The following is an 18,112-nucleotide window of genomic DNA, read 5'->3' as shown; positions in this document are numbered from 1 at the left end:
CCCAGTCTAGCCCAGCCAGTGATGAAATCCAGCACGCTCGTTTATTCCACCGAACACGGCCGCATCTGCCCCAGCTGCCAGCAAGCCAGCAACGCCTGCCAATGCCGCGCGCAGGCCCAAAGTGCAGTACCGGCCGGTGATGGCATTGTGCGCATCAGCCGCGAAAGCAAAGGCCGCGGTGGCAAACAGGTGACGGTGATACGCGGCGTACCGCTCAATGCGCTCGAGCTCGCTACGCTGGCCAAAACGCTGAAAAACCAGTGTGGTACCGGCGGCACCGTGAAAGACGGTGTGATTGAAATTCAGGGCGATCATCGCGAGCTTTTGGCCAAATGTCTGGCCAGCCGGTTTACCGTAAAGCTGGCCGGTGGCTAGGGTATCGCCGCAAAGCCCTTTTAATTCTTTACCTGCAGCCAGATACCCTCAATCTGGCAGCGTTGGAAACAACACCTCGGTAAATCCAAAGCGCTGCAGATCCCGAATCCGCTGCGGGTACAGCACGCCCCACAGATGATCGCATTCATGCTGCACCACCCGGGCGTGAAAACCGCTCACCGTACGATCAATCGGCGCACCAAATTGATCAAAGCCCTGATAACGCAATTGCGTCCAGCGCGGCACCTCGCCGCGCAGGCCCGGCACCGATAAGCAGCCTTCCCAGCCCAGCACTTCCTCCTCACCCAGCTGCGTGAGCTGCGGATTAATCAGCACCGTAAACGGCACACTCTCTGCCTCCGGGTAGCGCTCGCTGCGCGTCAGCCCAAATATCACCACCTGCAAATCCACCCCGATTTGTGGCGCGGCAATCCCGACCCCGCCTTGCGCCTGCATGGTGTCTTGTAAATCGGCAATCAGCTCGCTCAGCGCCGCAGTGGCAAATTCAGTCACCGGCTGCGCCTGCCGCTGCAAGCGTGGATCCCCCATGCGCACAATTTCACGTACCGCCATGCTCAAGCTCCCAGATTATTTTGCGGTATGATGGCAGCTTTTCGCCGTTTTGTATTCGCATGCTCGATCCTTTTGACCCCGCCGCCGAGATGGACACCGACACCCAGCACGCGTGGGCACATTATCTGGCGCTAGCTGATGCCGCACTCGCTTGGCTCAGCGCCCAACCGCGCGATCGGGTACTGATATGCGCGCAAAGTGAAATCGCCTATTGGCGCTGGCAAGGCCCCACCGCCGAGCATCTGGCCTGGGCGCCGATTGCCGAGGGCATGATCTGCCTGGAAGCCGCCATCTTGCTGCACGAAACCCACGGTTTAAGCCAGCACGAGATCGAATACCGGCTGCAGAATTTATTACAAGCTCTGCAGCAAGACCCGCCTACCACGCTGCGCTGGCCAGCCGGCCAGCTGCAATCTACCGTTCGTCCGCCGTTTTAGGTCATTTCTTACAAATATTATTAATGGGTATATGCTCAAAGCCCTTCATTGAAAATGGCTAGCAACTTATACCACAGCGGGGTATTAAAAATTCCGCTCAGCGGCCTTGATTTTGTAAGCATTTACCGGCATCTTTAACTTACAACGAGCGCATCCCGCGCCCGAAGACTGACAAGGAAGTTGCCTGACCATGCCTGCTGCCCTCCCGCATCCAGAAACACTGTTTCTGACCCCGGCAGAACGCGGCCTAGTGAGCCCGCAACCCGCGAGCCCGGCCCCGGCGCCGACCCCAACCATCACCGATAAAATTCAGCGCCTAAAAAAGAAGCGTGAACTCGCTGGCGAGCTACAAACCATGCTGGCCCAAAGCGGCATTACCCTGGAAGAACTGCGCGACAGCCTGCGCGCCGCAGCCTGATTTAGCCCGCGCCTCTTGCCAAGCCCGCACAGTTCGGTATAATCCGCCCTCTGCTTTGGCCCAGGTGGCGAAATGGTAGACGCAGGGGACTCAAAATCCCCCGCCGCAAGGTGTGTCGGTTCGAGTCCGACCCTGGGCACCATATGCCAAAAAGCCGTTAAACTTCAAAAGTTTAACGGCTTTTTTCGTTTCTACTCCCGCCCCAATCAATTAGACTGCATTTTTTGCTGTACACAGGTTTGTACACAGCTCTTCTCGCAGTATCCTCCTCCGCTGCGCTTGGTTTGCATCTACAGGGCTTTGTTGCACAAATCAGCGGCACTACGCCGCTGATTTGTGCAACAAAGCCTGGCGGAGTTGTGTTTCAGTCCGCGCAGACCATTCCTTAGCATCAGTTTTTCGATCAAATGTGGCGGTCTGCGGAGGCTGACCTTTAACGCGCACATAAACCTGATACTTCTTCTTACCTGTTTTAGTAATACGTTCAATGATACTGGCCATCTTCGTCTCCGAAGCAGTAGGAGTCGCATCCGCGACACGGCTACTACTTAATTTCTTCAATTAAAACAGCCCGTTAATCGATAAATCTACTTGGATTTTCGGAATAACAAGCTAGAAGAACGGGCAAAAAATGGCAACAAAATAGATGTAGCATGGTTGCGACAACACTGAATATCACCGATCAATGAGGCGAAAATGCAGATATGCCGATGCCAAAGCTGGCGTTTGCTATTGCTTATGGTGGTTTACTTGGAGGTGTGACAGGTTAGTGCGTTGAAATTGCGTTGCGCAATAGACAAAGGGTTAGCAATTTCTTGCTAACCCTTTGATATTCTTGGTGCCGACGGCAGGAATCGAACTCGCGACCCCCTGATTACAAGTCAGGTGCTCTACCAACTGAGCTACATCGGCTAAGAGCTGCGCATTATACACGACTGAGTTACATCCGCAAGCCCCGCTGCACTTAAAGTCCGCGCAAAGGCTTACTTCACTTGCTGGCTACTAAAAAACGCGTCGGAATAAAACTCGTCTGCCGGTAAGCCATGGGCTACAAAAGCGCTCACTGCCGCCTCTACCATTATCGGTGCGCCGCAGGCGTAGACTTGATAATGATCGAGTTTGGGGAAGTCGGCCATTACCGCTTCGTGCACCAGGCCTGTACGGCCCGTCCATTGATCTTCCGCTTTAGGCTCAGACAAGACCGGGATAAAGCTGAAATTGGGGTATTGCTGCTGCCACTGCGCCGGCAGCTCTGGCATATAGAGGTCATGCAGCGAGCGGCAGCCCCAGTACAGCACCATTTCGCGCTGCATGTTTTGTGCAAAAGCATGCTCAAGCATGCCTTTGATGGGGGCAAAACCGGTGCCGGTGGCGACAAAAATGATCGGTTTGTCAGAATCTTCACGCAAAAAGAAGCTGCCCAGCGGGCCGGTAAAGCGGAAGATTTCCCGCTCTTGCAGCGTATCCCACACATAGCTGGAAAACTCGCCACCGGGCACTTTGCGGATGTGCAATTCCAAAAAGCCTTCTTGCGCGGGCGAATTGGCGATGGAAAAACTGCGCTTATTGCCGGTTTTGGTGTGGATATCAATATACTGCCCGGCCAGAAAGGCCAGTTTTTCGGTCGATGGCAGTTTGAGCGTCAGCACGGCCACGTCGTGCGAGACCTTATTGATTTTCTCAATCCGGGTGGGCAAGGTACGGATCTGGATATCTTTGGTGGCCGCCACTTCGCGGCATTCGATGCTCACCTGCTCACTCACCGGGGTGGCACAGCAAAATAGCGCCAGCCCGTTGGCCTGATCGGCGGCAGTGAGCGCCGTGGGCGAATGATCGCCATGCACGACCTCGCCTTGCAATACTTTGCCTTTGCAGGCGCCGCAGGAGCCATTCTTGCAGCCATACGGCATGTTGAACCCCTCACGCATCGCGGCGTCGAGCAGGGTCTCGCCGTCAAACACACTCAGTTGCTGGCCTGATGGTTCGATGATAAGTTGTTTACTCATTATTTCTGGATGTCCGACAAGTGCGAAAAAAACGCTTGTTAATCATTGGTTGTGGCGATGTTGTGCAGCGGGCTCTCCCATGGCTGCAACGGCGCTTCAAGGTGTATGCCACGGCACGCAGCGCAGATAAAGCGCTAGCACTTCATACCCTGGGCGTGTATCCAATTCGTGCAGATCTGGATCAACCGCGTACCTTGCGCCGCCTGGCTGGGCTGGCCGATTACTGGCTACACAGCGCACCGCCGGCCGAAGCGGCTGGTGAACCACGCACCCAGCATTTGCTCGCGGCCTTGCTACGCCCGCGGCAACACCGCCGGGCGCATCGCGCGACGCATCGCCAGGCGGCGATTTTAGCACAGCCCCCTCGCCGCGCCGTTTACATCAGCACCAGCGGTGTGTATGGCGATCATCAGGGCCGCTGGCTCACCGAGAGCAGCCGGCAATTGGCGCGCACCACACGCGCCTGCCGCCGGCAATGGGCCGAGCAAAGCTGGCGCGCCGCCGCTCGCCGACAAGGCCGCGCAGGCCGCCCATTGCGCGTGAGCCTGCTACGCGCGCCGGGCATTTACGCCCTTGATCGTTTGCCCACCGCGCGGCTGGCGCGTGGCGAACCGGGCATCGTGGCCAGCGAGGACAGCCTCAGTAATCATATTCATGCCGCCGATCTGGCGCAGGCCATGGTGCTGGCGCTGTTTCGTGGCCGGCCGCTGCGCAGCTATAACATCGTCGATGATGCGCCCCATACGATGGGGGAATGGTTTGATCAGGTGGCCGACTTTACCGGCCTGCCGCGCGTTGCGCGCATCAGCCGCGCCGAGGCGCAAACCCAGCTCTCGCCCACCATGTTGTCCTATCTGAATGAATCACGGCAGCTGAGCAATCAGCGCGCCAAGCGCGAACTGCGTTGGCGGCTGCGTTACCCTAGCACCGCTGATTTTTTTGCTGCCCACACTGGGGAGTATGTGGCTACACGCAAATACTGATCTAGCCTGCAGCCAGATACACGGGCATGTATCTGGTGAGCCTCGTTTAATTGACATCGTGCGTGCAACACGCCTCCACCAGAGTAGCTGCACGCAAGGCTAACACGGCATTCTGACTAACCGACGCTCAGGCTTACGACCACAGCCGGCCAAACCAGCTTTTCTTTTCCCAGGTTTTCTGTACGCCGCGCGACAAGAAATGCGATACATAGCGCTGATCGCCTTCCATGATGTGATGGGTGAGCCAGTTGCGCAGAAAATGCAGCAATTCAAAGGTAATGGCCTCACCTTCACGCATCCGCTGCTGCAAGGTATTCACCTGGCTGATCAAATCTTCGTGATGACCTTTGTGGGTTTCATACTCGGGGTAGCCCAAAATCCGCATCAGGCTCTCTTCCACCGCAAAGTGAATACGGGTGTAATCCACCAGCCGGCCTAATATTTCGACCGAGGCTTCGCGGCCATGATGCTGGCGGATGGCGTCGTGCAGCTCGTTCAGCAAATCCACCAGTACTTTATGTTGTTCGTCGATTTCTTGAATGCCGACCGACAGGGCATCGTTCCATTCGATCAGTTTGCTCATTGTTGTGATCTCCAGTCGCTCAAGCCTGCATACTGCCCAGCCCGACAAAACGGCCTTTGACCTACATCAAACTGTCACGAAGGATAGTGCGTGCTGTGGCGCTCAGGTTGCAGTGGCGGCGCCCTGCCCGGCCAGCTCGCGCTCCACCACTTGCTGCAAGGCGGCAAAGCACAGCGGATCGAGCGCATCGCCCACCATTTGTTGCATCAGGTGCAGGGTATGTTCGGGCGTATTGGCCGGATGGTAGGGCCGCTCGGCGCTGATGGCATCGAAGATATCAGCGGTGGTGATAATGCGGGTTTCCAGCGCGATCTCGTCGGCCGCGAGCCCACGCGGATAACCACGCCCATCGAGCCGTTCATGGTGGGCGCCGGCCACCCGCGCCAGATCACGAAAATGCACGATTTTGCTCAAAATTTCTTCAGTCAGTCGCGCGTGCTGTTGTACCGCAAGGAATTCGTCGGCCGTGAGACGGCCCGGTTTTTCCAAAATCGCGCTGCTCACACCCAGCTTGCCCACATCGTGCAGCAAAGCTGCGCGGCGAATCCATTGCCGCTGCTGTGCATCTAGCCCTAATTCAATCGCGATCATTTCGGCGTAAAAGCCCACCCGCTCGCTGTGGCCAGCGGTAAACGGGCTCTTGGCATCCACCACCTGACCAAAGGCCGAGGCAATGGCATCCATATAATCATCATCTAACGGCAGGCTAAATTGCGCGGGCTCGAGCTGCAGCACGGCTTCGGCAATCATCGGCTCGGCCAGCATGTGCCAGAACGCCGGATCGGCCGCTACTTCGCGAAAAGCCGCCACCACATTGGGGTCAAACCAGCTACCAGCACGCGTCTCAACTTCAGCCAAGGCAGCCGCGGGCCCATACGAGAAATGAAAGACATCCACCACTTGTGCCAGGAGCGCAATCCGCGCATACAAGGGAATGGCCGTACCGGCTAGTTGCTCGGGCCTGCCGCTGCCATCCCAATGCTCATCCAGCGAATGAATGCCCAGCGCCACCGGTTCGGGAAAGCGCAGCTGTCGGGCAATACGCGCGCCACGGTCGCAGCGGGTTTGAATCAGCTCGTTGGCAATCGTATCGCCATTACGCATGATGTTCAGAATGGCATTCAATCGGCGCGTCCAGCTTTCATGCTGACCGGTATGGCTAAATACAAAACCCAGCACCTGCGCCAGATTACCACCCACCAGCTTAAAGTCGCGCTTGAACGATTGATCATCGGTGAGATACAGCTCGCAAATACGCGCCGCATTGCTGCTACAGCCCAGATCTTTGAGCAGCAGGGTGTAGTAGAGCTCCCACTGCGCTTGCTCGGCAATCCCTAGCTGCCGGCCGATGTGCATGCCAATCCAGCAGCAGCGCACGCAATGCCCTTGCGGCTGGCCTTCGGTCATGTCTAGCGCGTAGGAAAAAGCGCCAAGAATTTCGGCTAATTGCACAGAAGAGTACGGCATGGCGGGCTAAGCAGGGTGAATCACAGCTTCACCATAGCGCTGGCACGGCCGCTTTACCAGCCGGCAACCGGCAGAAAAAAACCCGCCGGCGGCGGGTTAGGTGTGCAGACGGTAAGCGATTAATCCGCGCCACGGGCACGATCCGCGTGGAATTTGGCTACGAACTGCGGAAATTGATCCACTTCGATGGCATCGCGCATTTCCTGCATCAGCACCTGATAGTAATGCAGATTGTGAATGGTATTGAGCTGCGCGCTCAGGATTTCCTGGCTGCGGAATAAATGATGCAGATAGGCGCGGCTAAAGTTGCGGCAGGTATAGCAGCTGCAGCTTTCATCCAGCGGGCGCTGATCTTTTTTGTAATGCGCGTTTTTGATTTTGACATTGCCATAGCGGGTAAACAGCATACCATTGCGCGCATTGCGGGTCGGCATCACGCAATCGAACATATCGATCCCTTGGCTCACTCCAAACACCAAGTCTTCCGGCGTGCCCACGCCCATCAGATAGCGTGGTTTATTCACCGGCAATTTCGGCGCAGTGTGTGCCAGAATCCGCGCCATATCTTCTTTCGGCTCACCCACCGACAAACCACCAATCGCCATGCCGTGGAAATTAAGCTCATTTAGGCCGGCCAGCGATTCATCCCGCAGGTCTTCGTACATGCCGCCCTGGACAATGCCGAACAAGGCATTCGGGTTTTGCAGCCGATCGAATTCATCTTTCGAGCGCTTCGCCCAGCGCAGCGACAGGCGCATTGAGTCACCCGCCTGTTTGCGATCAGCGGGGTATGGCGTGCATTCATCAAAAATCATCACCACATCAGAATTCAGCACTTTCTGAATGCGCATCGATTCTTCTGGCGTCAGAAAGAGCTTGTCGCCATTCACCGGGCTTTGAAACTTCACCCCTTCTTCGGTGATTTTGCGCATCGCACCCAAGCTAAACACCTGAAAACCGCCCGAGTCGGTCAGCATGGGTTTATCCCAGCCCATAAATTGATGCAGGCCGCCAAATTGCTCGATCACTTCCAGCCCCGGGCGCAGCCACAGGTGGAAAGTATTGCCAAGGATGATCTGGGCTTTGATTTCATGCAGATCGCGTGGCGTCATCGCCTTCACAGTGCCGTAAGTGCCTACCGGCATAAACACTGGAGTTTGAACTACGCCGTGGTTCAGCGTGAGCGTGCCGCGGCGCGCACCGGCCGAGGTGGTTTTCAATTCGTAATGCATGGTCTTGATTTCCAATCAGAAGCGGCCAGAGACACAGTCCGGCGCAAGGCGGCAAGGTTAACGGCTGCGCCAGCCCAAGGCAAGTGCAAAATGCCGCACAGGCGATGATTTTCATTGGTGATTCACGCCGATGCACTACAATGAACATGCCAATTAAATCAGGCACTTATTAGGGAAAACATGTACTCGCCTCGCCACTGGGTTTCGCTCATTTGCTTTTGCGCCCTCGTCAATTCGCCAAGCTGGGCGGGTGAAACCCTGCGCATTTGCGCCGAAAACGATTGGAAGCCGTACTCTTTTGCCAAACAGGGCCAGGCTGCTGGTGCCTCGGTCGAACTGATTAGTGCCGCGCTTAGCCAGCAGCGCATGGCCTTTACTATTGATAGCGGCAGCTACAACCGCTGCCTCAAACTTACCCAAGCGGGCCACTACGATGCAGTACTGAACGTGGCCAAAACCAGCGAGCGCCAAAATCAGTTTGTCTGGCCGCAGCTACCTTATCTGCATGTGAAATTGCACCTACTGGCGCATAGAAAATTAGCCAAAACCAGCACCGAGTATGGGGTATTGGCTGGCAAGCGAATTGGTACAACGGCTGGCTACGAATACCCCGAGAAGATGTTTTTGCAAAAAGACATCAAGCTGATCGAATCGCACAGCGAGCTAGCCAGCTTGCGCCGGCTGGCGGCAGGCAATATCGATTTCATCCTGATTTCGCAATCCACCTATCAGGCGCAGCAAAAACTACTCAATAACGCGGAAAATGCCGGCATCAGCGACTGGGGGCTGATTGATAATCTGGCGCTCTATGTAGCCTTTAGCCCCAAACTGCCAGACGCCGGCCGCTGGACGCGGGCGCTAGATGCTGGGCTGGCGGAATTGCAAAAGCGCGGCGAAGACAAAGCCATTTTCAATCGCTGGCACGCCCTGTATTGAGCGCGCCAGCCTCCTGCCTTAGGCCGCGGTCTGCGGCTCCAGCAACATCGAATCGCCATAGCTGAAAAAGCGATATTCATGCGCAATGGCATGCTGGTAGGCATCCAGCATGGTTTGGTGGCCGGCAAAAGCCGACACCAGCATCAGCAATGTCGATTTGGGTAAGTGAAAGTTGGTGATCAGCCGGTCAACCACTTTGAATTGATAACCCGGGGTGATAAAGATATTGGTGTCGCCCGTAGGTTCGGCCAGCAGCCCCTGCTGCGACGAGGCTTCCAGCGCCCGCAATGAGGTTGTCCCCACCGCAATCACCCGCCGGCCGCTGGCTTTGGCCGCCCGAATGGCTTCTTGGGTACGCTGCGGAATTTCATAGCGCTCGTGATGCATGGTGTGCTCGGCGATGTTATCCACGCGCACCGGCATAAAGGTCCCGGCGCCCACATGCAGGGTTAAAAATTCCACCCGCACGCCTTTGGCGCGCAATTCATCCAAAATCGCGTCGGTAAAATGCAGCCCTGCAGTCGGTGCAGCCACCGCACCCGGATCGCGCGCGTAGACGGTCTGATAGCGTTTGGCGTCTTCTTCGTCCGGCTCATGCGTAATATAGGGCGGTAGCGGCAAACGGCCGGAGGCATCCAGCACTTCCAACACGCTCAGTTCACCCAGAAACTTCAGCTTAAATAAATCCTGCTGCCGCTCCAGCATTTCGGCCTCAAAACCACCCTGAAAGTGCAGAATGGTACCCGGCTTGGGGGCTTTCGAGGCCTTGATGTGCGCCAGCGCATGCTGTTGATCCAGCACCCGCTCGACCAGCGCCTCAATCTTGCCGCCGCTGGCTTTTTCGCCGAACAGGCGGGCTTTGATCACTTTGGTATCGTTAAACACCAGCACATCGCCAGCCGTGAGCAATTGCGGCAGCTCGGTAAACACATGATCCGCCAGTTGCGTGCCATTCACATGCAATAAACGACTCTTGCCCCGCTCGGTAGGCGGGAACTGGGCAATCAGGTGCTCAGGCAAATGGTAATCAAAATCGGCAATCTGCATCGAAATCTACTCTGTAAGGTCGGTAACATTCACTGGGTAAATTATACCAGCGAAACCCTTTGTAACCCGCGCCAATCCTGATGTAACAGAATATTGCAAGCCACTTGGGTCGGTGTAAGACAGCAGAAATTAAAAAAAATTCACGGCTTTTTCTGGACAAATTCGGCGAAGTTGCGGCAAACTCCGACGATTCGAAGGGAATATAAGGATTGCATGATGTCGGCGAGCGACAAGATCCTGGTTCTGCATGGCCCGAATCTGAACCTGCTGGGGCTGCGGGAACCGCAGCATTATGGCAGCCAGACACTGGCGCAGATCAACGCACAACTTGTCGCTTTAGGTACCGAACACGGCATCGAGGTCGAAACTTTCCAGTCTAATCGTGAATACGAGCTCATCGAGCGCATTCACGCTTGTCTGGATGACGGCACTCGCTACATCGTGATTAATCCGGCCGCCTTTACCCACACCAGCATCGCGCTGCGCGATGCGCTATCGGGCGTGAAAATTCCGTTTGTAGAGGTTCATCTCTCCAATATCCACGCTCGTGATGCCTTCCGGCATAAATCCTATTTTTCCGATCTTGCCGCTGGCGTGATTTGCGGCCTGGGCCCTCAGGGCTACCAGTTTGGCCTGCACTTTGCCATCAGCAAGCTCAAAACCCAATAACACCAATAGCTCACTGAGCTGTAGTCATCCAACTTAAACAGAGAGGATTGCATCAATGGATCTGCGTAAACTGAAAAAACTCATCGATCTGGTGGAAGAGTCCGGCATCGCCGAACTGGAAGTCACGGAAGGTGAGGAAAAGGTACGCATCACGCGCAGCGTAGCCAATCCGGCTTACGTGCAAGCTGCCCCAATGCAATATCATGTTCCAGCTGCCGCACCTGCGGCCGCCGCGGCCGCTACTGCGCCGGAAGCCGCAGCGCCGGTAGTCGATGGTTTCACCCAGAAATCACCGATGGTGGGTACGTTCTACCGCTCATCTAGCCCAGGCGCGAAAGCCTTTGTTGAAGTTGGCCAAACCGTGAATGCCGGCGACACGCTGTGTATTATCGAAGCCATGAAACTCCTGAATGAAATCGAAGCCGAGCAATCAGGCGTGATCAAAGCGATCCTGATTGAAAATGGTCAGCCGGTTGAATACGGCGAACCGATGTTTATCATTGGCTAATTCTGTGGGGTATGGCCGGCAAATCAAGCTTTGATTTGCCTTTTTGGCCTATCCCTACCCGGAGTACCTATGTTTGAAAAAATCCTGATCGCCAATCGCGGCGAAATTGCGCTGCGCATTTTGCGCGCCTGCCGCGAAATGGGCATTAAAACCGTGGTTGTGCATTCTGAAATCGACCGCGAAGCCAAATACGTCAAACTGGCGGATGAATCGGTGTGTATCGGCCCGAATCCGTCAGCACAAAGCTACCTGAATGTACCTGCCCTGATTGCCGCCGCCGAAGTGACTGGCGCGCAAGCGATTCACCCGGGCTACGGTTTTCTGTCGGAAAACGCCGACTTTGCCCAGCGCGTTGAAGAATCTGGCTTTGTCTTTATCGGCCCACGCCCGGAATCGATCCGCGTGATGGGGGATAAAGTCGCCGCCAAAGACGCAATGAAAAAAGCCGGCGTGCCTTGCGTACCCGGTTCGGAAGGTGGCTTGCCGGATGATGAAGCCGCCATTCTCAAGCTGGGGCGCGAAGTAGGCTATCCGGTCATTATTAAAGCCGCCGGCGGTGGCGGTGGCCGCGGTATGCGCGTGGTGCATAAAGAAGAAGATTTGCTCGCGTCTGTGGCGCTGACCAAACAGGAAGCCAATCAGTTCTTCGGCAACCCGATGGTCTACATGGAAAAATTCCTGCAGACCCCGCGCCACGTCGAAATTCAGGTCTTGGCAGACCAGCACGGCAACGCCATCTATCTGGGTGAGCGCGATTGCTCGATGCAACGTCGTCACCAAAAAGTGATCGAAGAAGCCCCTGCACCGGGCGTGACCGAAGAGCAGCGCCGCAAAGTGGGCGAAGCGTGTGCCGAAGCCTGCCGTCAGATCGGCTACCGCGGCGCGGGTACGTTCGAGTTCCTGTACGAAAACGGCGAGTTCTACTTTATCGAGATGAACACCCGTGTGCAGGTTGAGCATCCGGTGACCGAGATGATTACCGGCATTGACATTGTGCAAGAGCAGATTCGCGTGGCCGCAGGCCTGCCGCTGCGCTACACGCAAGACGATGTGAAGCTTAAAGGCCATTCGTTCGAATGCCGGATTAACGCGGAAGACGCCGTGAAGTTTATCCCTAGCCCCGGTCAGGTCACCAAATGGCACACGCCAGGTGGCCCGGGTGTGCGTGTAGATTCGCACGTGTATCAGGGTTACCGCATTCCGCCAACGTATGACAGCATGATCGGCAAGATCATCACATACGGCGACACCCGCGAGCAGGCCATGGCCCGCATGCGCATCGCCCTGTCGGAGATGGTGGTCGAAGGGATCAAGACCAATATTCCACTGCACCAGCAATTGTTGCTGGACAAGGAATTCATCAAAGGTGGCACCAGCATTCATTATCTGGAACACCATATGGATGTGATCCGCGAAGCCATAGAAGGTAAAGCGGTTTAAGCTGTGATCTAGATCACCACCCAAGGGCAGCCTAGCTGCCCTTTTTAATTGCCCATTCCACCCGGGGTATACCCCTATAATGCTTATTGGTATTTACATTCAGACACATACCCCGCCGTAGCACAGCAGCATATAACATCAGCAAACCCTAACATGTAGTGCGCAGCACAGAATTACATCCGGCCGGATTGTCAGCTTACGTTGCATCCCTTACTATCGAATCGCCCGGTACACCAAGTGGGCTTCCTGCGGTCATATCGCACCGCTGACAGATAAAAACTGGATGGAGAGATTTCAAATGCAAGTACGCACCTTGATGCATCGCAGCCGCTTGGCTGCCCTCTTGGCAGGTATGCTGCTCGCGGCGGGCGTTCAGGCCGCCACTTGGCAGGAAGGCTCGACCTACACCGCCGGCGCAGTAGTTGATTACAACGGCAAAACCTACACCGCACTGGTGACCCACACCGCGTATGTGGGTGCCAACTGGAATCCAGCGGCGACCCCAACCCTGTGGAAAGAAGGCGGCAATAGCTCAGCTACCCCAGCACCAACTGCAGCGCCAAGCGTGGCGCCGACAGTAGCACCAACTACAGCCCCAACCACCGCACCAAGCAGCGCCCCAACCGCTACGCCAGTTGCGGGCGTAAATGGCTGGGATAAAGCCACGGTGTACACCGGTGGCCAACGCGTATCTTACAATGGCGCCGTGTATGAAGCCCAATGGTGGACACAAGGCGACGTACCTGGTGCAGCGCAGTGGGGCCCATGGAAATTGGTGAGCGGCACAGTGGCTACGCCTACCCCAGTGGTCACCGCCAAACCAACGAATACCCCAGTGGTGACCAGCACCCCAACGCCGGTGGTGACTAGCACGCCTGTCGTGACTGCCACCCCAACGCCAGTGGTAACCCCGGTTGTGACCGCTACGCCAACGCCAGCGATCACCCCAAGCCCAACGCCAGTCGGCCCTACGCCTACACCAAATCCAAACGGCCTGCCAAAACATGCGCTGATTGGTTACTGGCATAACTTCACCAACCCAGCCGGCGACACCTTCCGCATCCGCGATGTACCCGCCGAGTGGGATGTGATCATGATTTCCTTTGCGGACGATGCCGGCAATGGTGCGGTGGCCTTCAATCTGGATAAAAACGCCGGTACTGAAGCCGAATTCATCGCTGATGTGGCCGCAAAACGCGCCCAAGGTAAGAAAGTGGTGTTGTCACTGGGTGGCCAAGAAGGTCGCATGACCCTGTCGACCAAAGAAAACGTGACTAACTTCGTTAACAGCCTGCATGCCATCATCACCAAATATGGTTTTGACGGGATCGATCTGGATCTGGAAAGCGGCGCCGGCGTGGTACTGGGCACCCCAATCATCAATAACCTGATTGATGCGGTGAAACAGCTGAAAGCCAAAGTCGGTCCAAGCTTCTACCTGTCGATGGCACCTGAGCATCCATACGTTCAAGGCGGTTATGTATCGTACTCGGGCATCTGGGGTGCTTACCTTCCGATCATCGATGGCCTGCGCAATGATCTGAACATCATTCACGTTCAGTACTACAACAACGGTGGTCTGTGGACACCTTACTCTAACGGCGCACTGAACGAAGGCACCGTCGATGGTCTGGTTGGTGGTTCGCTGATGCTGATCGAAGGCTTCAAAACCGTAGGCGGCACCGGCTGGGAATTCAAAGGCCTGCGTCCTGATCAAGTGGCCTTTGGCGTACCAAGTGGCCGTAGCTCAGCCAACACCGGCTTTGTGACCAGCCAAGTGGTGAACGACACCCTAACTTGCCTGACCCAGCTGAAAAACTGCGGCATGGTTAAACCAAAACAAGCCTACCCTGACTACCGCGGCGTGATGACCTGGTCGATCAACTGGGATAAACACGATGGCTACAACTTCAGCAAACCGGCTTCGGCTGCACTGAAAGCCCTGCCATAAGCTAAGAAATAGCATGACAACACCCCGACGCGTTCGGGGTGTTTTTTTGTCTGCCGCCCATACAAAGGCGCTGACGGATGTAGTTCACACGCCTTTGTCAGCTTTTTGAAATACCTATTGAGCTTACCCATAGAAAGGATTATCTTAGCGATCTACTTCGCTTACACCGACCATGTCAGACCTCTTAACCTCCATACAGCAGTGCTATGAGCGCAGCCGAGCGCTGATGTATGCCGATCCACCTGAAGCCTTGCGCCTCGCCTGTGCGGCCACGGCCATGCTCACCACCGAGCTGCCCGCGGCATTTCGGGTGAAGGTGATGTTTCAGCAGGTGGAAATGCTGATGGGGTTTGGACGGATTCATGAAGGCACGACCTTACTGCACGATACGCTGCTGATCGCCGAAACCGAAAATCTGGAAGCCGAGCGCGGCAATCTGCTTTACACCCTCGGTATTGCCCACTACACCACCGCCGATTTCAGCACCGCCATCGACTACTGGCGTGATTGCCTGAATCTGGACAATCGGGGCTTTAGCGTTGAAACCCGCATCAACGCCTTTATCGCCTTGGGGCAAATGTATTTTGCCTTCCATATGCCAGAAGACGCCCTGCGTCACCATCTTAGCGCCCACAAATACTTGCACGAGGGCATTGATCTCGAGCTGCGCGCTCGGCTGTATATCAATCTGGTCGCCGATTATTGTGAGCTGGGGCGCTATGCCGAAGCGCAGCCCTTGCTGGATGAAGCCGAACATATCTGCCAGCAGATACAGCATCTGGAATACCTTGGCGAAGCGCTCAGCTATCGCACCCTGATGCTTTTGCAGCAAGATAAACTCGAGGAAGTCACCGCGCTGCTGGAGCGCGGCCATAGTATGGATCGCTATTGGGCCTGGGGCGAAATCAGCTGGAAAATCGTCACCGGCAAAATCGCCATGGCCGAAGACAATCTCGCCGCCGCCATTGCGGCGTTTGAAGAGGCCTTGAGCCTAAGCCAGAAATACGAATGCACTAGTAAAGTTCATGTCGTGCATGCCACCTTGGCGATTGCCTATGGCCAGGCTGGCCAGCCCGCGCAGGCTGAGAAACATCAGCGCCTGTATCAGGAACATTACAACCGGCTTGGTTCGGCCGAGATTTTTGCCCGCCTACAAGACTTAGAGCAGCAGTTACATAATACCTAGCCTCGGTATCTGCTGCTGGGCTAAGATAGTCGTACCTTTGAAATCGATACCCCAGTGAGGCTAAGATGAACAACTTTAGTTTTCACAACCCAACCCGCATTGAGTTTGGCCAAGGCCAGATTGCGCAACTAAGCCAGCTACTGCCTGCTAATGCCCGCGTACTGCTGCTGTATGGTGGTGGCAGTATCAAGCGCAACGGCGCCTACAGCCAGATTATCGCGGCTCTGGGTGAGCGGGTCTGCCATGAATTTGGCGGAATCGAGCCCAACCCCGAATACGAAACCTTGCTGCGTGCAGTTGCGCTCGCGCGGCAGGAAAAACTAGATTACATCGTGGCCGCCGGCGGCGGCTCGGTCATTGATGGCGCTAAATTTGTCGCGGCAGCGGTACCGCATCAGGGTGATCCTTGGCTGATTATCGGCAACCGAACGCCACTACAGAGCGCGCTGCCAATTGCCGCAGTGCTGACCTTGCCGGCGACAGGCTCGGAATCCAATTTCGCCGCGGTGATTACCCGGCGCGCTACCCAAGATAAGTTGTCATTCAAAAATCCGCTGGTCTTTCCCCAACTAGCGATTTTGGACCCCACCCTCACCTACAGCCTGCCAGCACGCCAAGTTGGCAATGGCGTGGTGGATGCCTTCGTGCATACCACCGAGCAATACCTCACTTACCCCAATGAGGCGCGGGTGCAAGATAGGCTGGCCGAAGGCATTTTGCAAACCTTAATCGAAATCGGCCCGCAAACTTTGGCCGAGCCCACTGATTACGCCGCGCGGGCCAATTTGATGTGGGCGGCCAATCAGGCCTTGTATGGCATGGTGGGGCTAGGCCAGCCACAAGATTGGGCCACGCACGCCATGGGGCATGAGCTCACCATGCTGTTCGGGCTGGATCACGCTCAAACACTGGCGATTGTGCTGCCGGCGCTGTGGCGCTATCGCTTAGCCAGCAAAATGGCCAAGCTGGCGCAATATGGTCGCCGCGTGTGGGGGCTAAGCGGTGAAGATGCCGTGGTGGCCGTGGCGGCCATTGAGCGCACCGAAGCATTTTTCACCCAGATGGGTCTACCCTGCCACCTCAGCGCTTACCAGCTGGATGCGCAAACTGCGGCCGATGGCGTCGCACAACAACTGATCCGCCATCAGCGTACCCGACTAGGCGAAGCCCAAGATCTCAGCCCCGAAGATTGCCGTGCCATTTTGATCACAGCCGCGTAGTCAGGCAGGGCAAAATAAAAGTGTAATGGTATGCTTGGCCTTTCACGCATCCCTTACGATCATCGCATGCAAGAGGCTGATCTGCGCCGCCAATTGGCCAAGGCGCACAAACTGCTGAACTCGCAAAGCACCGAGAGCCTGGCCATTGCGCTAGAAGTGCGCAATCAGGCGCGCGAACGCGATTTGCCCGAGCTAGAAGCCAGCGCTTTGTGCCTGATGGCCAATTGCGTGTATGACTTTGGTAACTACAGCGAAGTGCTGGATTATCTGCAGGAAGTCGGCCAAATCGCCGCGCGCGCGCCCATTGGCCGGCAGGAAGGCGAGCAGCTACAAGCACTGGGGCGCACCTATTACACCATGGGCGATTACCGCCGCGCCAGTGATTACTGGCGCCGCTGCCTCACTTTACCCGATTGCGCCATCAGCCTTGAAACCCGCATCAAAGCCCATATTGGCATGGGGCAATTATTTTACGCGAGTGAGCATTTCGAATCCGCGCTCGCCCACCATCGCCGGGCGGAAGAGCTGGCCGCCAGCTCAGATGATTATCATCTGCAAGCCGCGATTCTGATCAATATCGGGGTGGATCTGATTGCCTGCCAAAAGCTAGCCGAAGCCCATGTCGTGCTCAAAGGCGCTCTACCGCTGGTTAAGGCCGATCAGAACTATCGTAATGAAGCCGAAATTTACGCGTTGATTGGCCAGATTCAACTGCTCAATGCTGAGTATGACAAAGCGCGAATGAGCCTCCTAGTGGCCTTAAAAATCAATCGCTTACACATCAATCTGTGGGGCGAAGCCAGTACTTTGCTCACGCTGGGCAAAGTGTATTTTGCCAGCGGCATGATTGATATCGCGCGCGAACAACTGGTGGAAGCGCTGAACAAAGCCTGCTCGCTGGGCGCACTACACCTGCAGCAGCATTTGCATGAGATTCTTAGCCGCGTATACCGGCACCTGGCACAAGAAGAGCTCGCCAGTGGGCACGAATCACTCTTTCATACCTTGCGCCAGCAATTGCTTGCGCAAACCGGTGAAGGTGAGCTGGAAACCATGGAGCTGCGCCTTGAATACCTGTGAG

The 18,112-nt window shown here is 55.9% G+C and carries 19 protein-coding genes and 2 tRNA genes; 13 read left to right on the top strand and 8 right to left on the bottom strand.

Annotation, left to right across the window (positions count from 1 at the left end; all coding sequences use genetic code 11):
- Window positions 1–21 precede the first annotated feature (21 nt).
- Window positions 22–375 carry a translation initiation factor Sui1 gene (locus tag G482_RS0103075; protein WP_028448797.1) on the top strand — a complete coding sequence of 118 codons (354 nt, stop codon included), beginning with the start codon at window positions 22–24 and terminating at the stop codon, window positions 373–375.
- A gap of 48 nt (window positions 376–423) precedes the next feature.
- On the opposite strand, the gene def is transcribed toward G482_RS0103075, so the two are convergent.
- Window positions 424–948, bottom strand: coding sequence for a peptide deformylase (gene def, locus G482_RS0103070; protein WP_028448796.1), 525 nt, complete (start codon window positions 946–948; stop codon window positions 424–426).
- A gap of 59 nt (window positions 949–1,007) precedes the next feature.
- Here def and G482_RS0103065 point away from each other — a divergent pair, with 59 nt between their 5' ends.
- From G482_RS0103065 to G482_RS0103055, 3 genes are all read left to right on the top strand, one after another.
- The gene (locus G482_RS0103065) at window positions 1,008–1,385 is read left to right on the top strand and encodes a hypothetical protein (protein WP_028448795.1); all 378 of its coding nucleotides are present in this window, start codon (window positions 1,008–1,010) and stop codon (window positions 1,383–1,385) included.
- A gap of 190 nt (window positions 1,386–1,575) precedes the next feature.
- Window positions 1,576–1,803, top strand: a complete 228-nt coding sequence (locus G482_RS0103060) for a hypothetical protein (protein WP_028448794.1) — start codon at window positions 1,576–1,578, stop codon at window positions 1,801–1,803.
- Between the two features lie 58 nt (window positions 1,804–1,861).
- Window positions 1,862–1,945, top strand: a tRNA-Leu gene (locus tag G482_RS0103055).
- Between the two features lie 179 nt (window positions 1,946–2,124).
- Here the strand turns inward: G482_RS0103055 and G482_RS17075 are convergent.
- The 3 genes from G482_RS17075 to G482_RS0103045 form a co-directional block, all read right to left on the bottom strand.
- Window positions 2,125–2,304, bottom strand: a complete 180-nt coding sequence (locus G482_RS17075) for a hypothetical protein (protein WP_034618660.1) — start codon at window positions 2,302–2,304, stop codon at window positions 2,125–2,127.
- A 335-nt stretch (window positions 2,305–2,639) separates the two neighbouring features.
- Window positions 2,640–2,715 (bottom strand) — tRNA-Thr (locus G482_RS0103050).
- 71 nt (window positions 2,716–2,786) lie between these two features.
- Entirely contained in the window at window positions 2,787–3,809 is a 1,023-nt protein-coding gene (locus G482_RS0103045; protein ID WP_028448793.1) for a CDP-6-deoxy-delta-3,4-glucoseen reductase, read from the bottom strand.
- Between the two features lie 62 nt (window positions 3,810–3,871).
- Here G482_RS0103045 and G482_RS17070 point away from each other — a divergent pair, with 62 nt between their 5' ends.
- The gene (locus G482_RS17070; protein ID WP_245575233.1) at window positions 3,872–4,792 is read left to right on the top strand and encodes an NAD-dependent epimerase/dehydratase family protein; all 921 of its coding nucleotides are present in this window, start codon (window positions 3,872–3,874) and stop codon (window positions 4,790–4,792) included.
- A 133-nt stretch (window positions 4,793–4,925) separates the two neighbouring features.
- Here the strand turns inward: G482_RS17070 and G482_RS0103035 are convergent, their stop codons facing one another.
- The 3 genes from G482_RS0103035 to tgt all read right to left on the bottom strand — a co-directional run bounded on the left by G482_RS0103035 (window position 4,926) and on the right by tgt (window position 8,074).
- Entirely contained in the window at window positions 4,926–5,375 is a 450-nt protein-coding gene (locus G482_RS0103035) for a bacteriohemerythrin (RefSeq protein WP_028448792.1), read from the bottom strand.
- 102 nt (window positions 5,376–5,477) lie between these two features.
- Window positions 5,478–6,842 (bottom strand): HD-GYP domain-containing protein, encoded by a 1,365-nt coding sequence (locus G482_RS0103030; protein WP_028448791.1) that lies wholly within the window; start codon window positions 6,840–6,842, stop codon window positions 5,478–5,480.
- Between the two features lie 119 nt (window positions 6,843–6,961).
- Window positions 6,962–8,074, bottom strand: a complete 1,113-nt coding sequence (gene tgt / locus G482_RS0103025) for a tRNA guanosine(34) transglycosylase Tgt (RefSeq protein ID WP_028448790.1) — start codon at window positions 8,072–8,074, stop codon at window positions 6,962–6,964.
- 180 nt (window positions 8,075–8,254) lie between these two features.
- Here tgt and G482_RS0103020 point away from each other — a divergent pair, with 180 nt between their 5' ends.
- The gene (locus G482_RS0103020) at window positions 8,255–9,010 is read left to right on the top strand and encodes a substrate-binding periplasmic protein (RefSeq protein WP_028448789.1); all 756 of its coding nucleotides are present in this window, start codon (window positions 8,255–8,257) and stop codon (window positions 9,008–9,010) included.
- A gap of 18 nt (window positions 9,011–9,028) precedes the next feature.
- Here G482_RS0103020 and queA read toward each other — a convergent pair whose 3' ends face one another.
- Window positions 9,029–10,057: a tRNA preQ1(34) S-adenosylmethionine ribosyltransferase-isomerase QueA gene (gene queA / locus G482_RS0103015; RefSeq protein WP_028448788.1), complete on the bottom strand. Its 1,029-nt coding sequence runs from the start codon at window positions 10,055–10,057 to the stop codon at window positions 9,029–9,031.
- A 216-nt stretch (window positions 10,058–10,273) separates the two neighbouring features.
- Here queA and aroQ point away from each other — a divergent pair, with 216 nt between their 5' ends.
- From aroQ to G482_RS0102980, 7 genes are all read left to right on the top strand, one after another.
- Window positions 10,274–10,726, top strand: coding sequence for a type II 3-dehydroquinate dehydratase (aroQ, locus tag G482_RS0103010; RefSeq protein ID WP_028448787.1), 453 nt, complete (start codon window positions 10,274–10,276; stop codon window positions 10,724–10,726).
- Window positions 10,727–10,781: 55 nt separating this feature from the next.
- The gene (gene accB, locus G482_RS0103005) at window positions 10,782–11,234 is read left to right on the top strand and encodes an acetyl-CoA carboxylase biotin carboxyl carrier protein (RefSeq protein ID WP_028448786.1); all 453 of its coding nucleotides are present in this window, start codon (window positions 10,782–10,784) and stop codon (window positions 11,232–11,234) included.
- A gap of 69 nt (window positions 11,235–11,303) precedes the next feature.
- Window positions 11,304–12,674: an acetyl-CoA carboxylase biotin carboxylase subunit gene (accC, locus tag G482_RS0103000; RefSeq protein WP_028448785.1), complete on the top strand. Its 1,371-nt coding sequence runs from the start codon at window positions 11,304–11,306 to the stop codon at window positions 12,672–12,674.
- 298 nt (window positions 12,675–12,972) lie between these two features.
- The gene (locus tag G482_RS19985; RefSeq protein ID WP_245575232.1) at window positions 12,973–14,625 is read left to right on the top strand and encodes a chitinase; all 1,653 of its coding nucleotides are present in this window, start codon (window positions 12,973–12,975) and stop codon (window positions 14,623–14,625) included.
- A gap of 172 nt (window positions 14,626–14,797) precedes the next feature.
- Window positions 14,798–15,811: a tetratricopeptide repeat protein gene (locus G482_RS0102990; protein ID WP_156905336.1), complete on the top strand. Its 1,014-nt coding sequence runs from the start codon at window positions 14,798–14,800 to the stop codon at window positions 15,809–15,811.
- A gap of 65 nt (window positions 15,812–15,876) precedes the next feature.
- Window positions 15,877–17,031 carry an iron-containing alcohol dehydrogenase gene (locus G482_RS0102985; protein ID WP_028448782.1) on the top strand — a complete coding sequence of 385 codons (1,155 nt, stop codon included), beginning with the start codon at window positions 15,877–15,879 and terminating at the stop codon, window positions 17,029–17,031.
- Window positions 17,032–17,061: 30 nt separating this feature from the next.
- On the top strand, window positions 17,062–18,111 hold the full coding sequence (locus G482_RS0102980; protein ID WP_034618659.1) for a tetratricopeptide repeat protein: 1,050 nt from the start codon (window positions 17,062–17,064) through the stop codon (window positions 18,109–18,111).
- The last annotated feature ends 1 nt before the right edge of the window (window position 18,112 follow it).

This window comes from Chitinibacter tainanensis DSM 15459, from assembly GCF_000429785.1.
Lineage (GTDB): Bacteria > Pseudomonadota > Gammaproteobacteria > Burkholderiales > Chitinibacteraceae > Chitinibacter > Chitinibacter tainanensis.
Note: the sequence above shows the minus strand (reverse complement) of the source record. Positions and strands in the feature narration are given on the sequence as shown.

What these genes read in the sequence shown, in the direction of transcription:
- G482_RS0103075 (WP_028448797.1), top strand. Translation starts at nt 22, where the DNA reads ATGAAATCCAGCACGCTCGTTTATTCCACCGAACACGGCCGCATCTGC.
- def (WP_028448796.1), bottom strand. Translation starts at nt 948, where the DNA reads ATGGCGGTACGTGAAATTGTGCGCATGGGGGATCCACGCTTGCAGCGG.
- G482_RS0103065 (WP_028448795.1), top strand. Translation starts at nt 1,008, where the DNA reads ATGCTCGATCCTTTTGACCCCGCCGCCGAGATGGACACCGACACCCAG.
- G482_RS0103060 (WP_028448794.1), top strand. Translation starts at nt 1,576, where the DNA reads ATGCCTGCTGCCCTCCCGCATCCAGAAACACTGTTTCTGACCCCGGCA.
- G482_RS17075 (WP_034618660.1), bottom strand. Translation starts at nt 2,304, where the DNA reads ATGGCCAGTATCATTGAACGTATTACTAAAACAGGTAAGAAGAAGTAT.
- G482_RS0103045 (WP_028448793.1), bottom strand. Translation starts at nt 3,809, where the DNA reads ATGAGTAAACAACTTATCATCGAACCATCAGGCCAGCAACTGAGTGTG.
- G482_RS0103035 (WP_028448792.1), bottom strand. Translation starts at nt 5,375, where the DNA reads ATGAGCAAACTGATCGAATGGAACGATGCCCTGTCGGTCGGCATTCAA.
- G482_RS0103030 (WP_028448791.1), bottom strand. Translation starts at nt 6,842, where the DNA reads ATGCCGTACTCTTCTGTGCAATTAGCCGAAATTCTTGGCGCTTTTTCC.
- tgt (WP_028448790.1), bottom strand. Translation starts at nt 8,074, where the DNA reads ATGCATTACGAATTGAAAACCACCTCGGCCGGTGCGCGCCGCGGCACG.
- G482_RS0103020 (WP_028448789.1), top strand. Translation starts at nt 8,255, where the DNA reads ATGTACTCGCCTCGCCACTGGGTTTCGCTCATTTGCTTTTGCGCCCTC.
- queA (WP_028448788.1), bottom strand. Translation starts at nt 10,057, where the DNA reads ATGCAGATTGCCGATTTTGATTACCATTTGCCTGAGCACCTGATTGCC.
- aroQ (WP_028448787.1), top strand. Translation starts at nt 10,274, where the DNA reads ATGTCGGCGAGCGACAAGATCCTGGTTCTGCATGGCCCGAATCTGAAC.
- accB (WP_028448786.1), top strand. Translation starts at nt 10,782, where the DNA reads ATGGATCTGCGTAAACTGAAAAAACTCATCGATCTGGTGGAAGAGTCC.
- accC (WP_028448785.1), top strand. Translation starts at nt 11,304, where the DNA reads ATGTTTGAAAAAATCCTGATCGCCAATCGCGGCGAAATTGCGCTGCGC.
- G482_RS19985 (WP_245575232.1), top strand. Translation starts at nt 12,973, where the DNA reads ATGCAAGTACGCACCTTGATGCATCGCAGCCGCTTGGCTGCCCTCTTG.
- G482_RS0102990 (WP_156905336.1), top strand. Translation starts at nt 14,798, where the DNA reads ATGTCAGACCTCTTAACCTCCATACAGCAGTGCTATGAGCGCAGCCGA.
- G482_RS0102985 (WP_028448782.1), top strand. Translation starts at nt 15,877, where the DNA reads ATGAACAACTTTAGTTTTCACAACCCAACCCGCATTGAGTTTGGCCAA.
- G482_RS0102980 (WP_034618659.1), top strand. Translation starts at nt 17,062, where the DNA reads ATGCTTGGCCTTTCACGCATCCCTTACGATCATCGCATGCAAGAGGCT.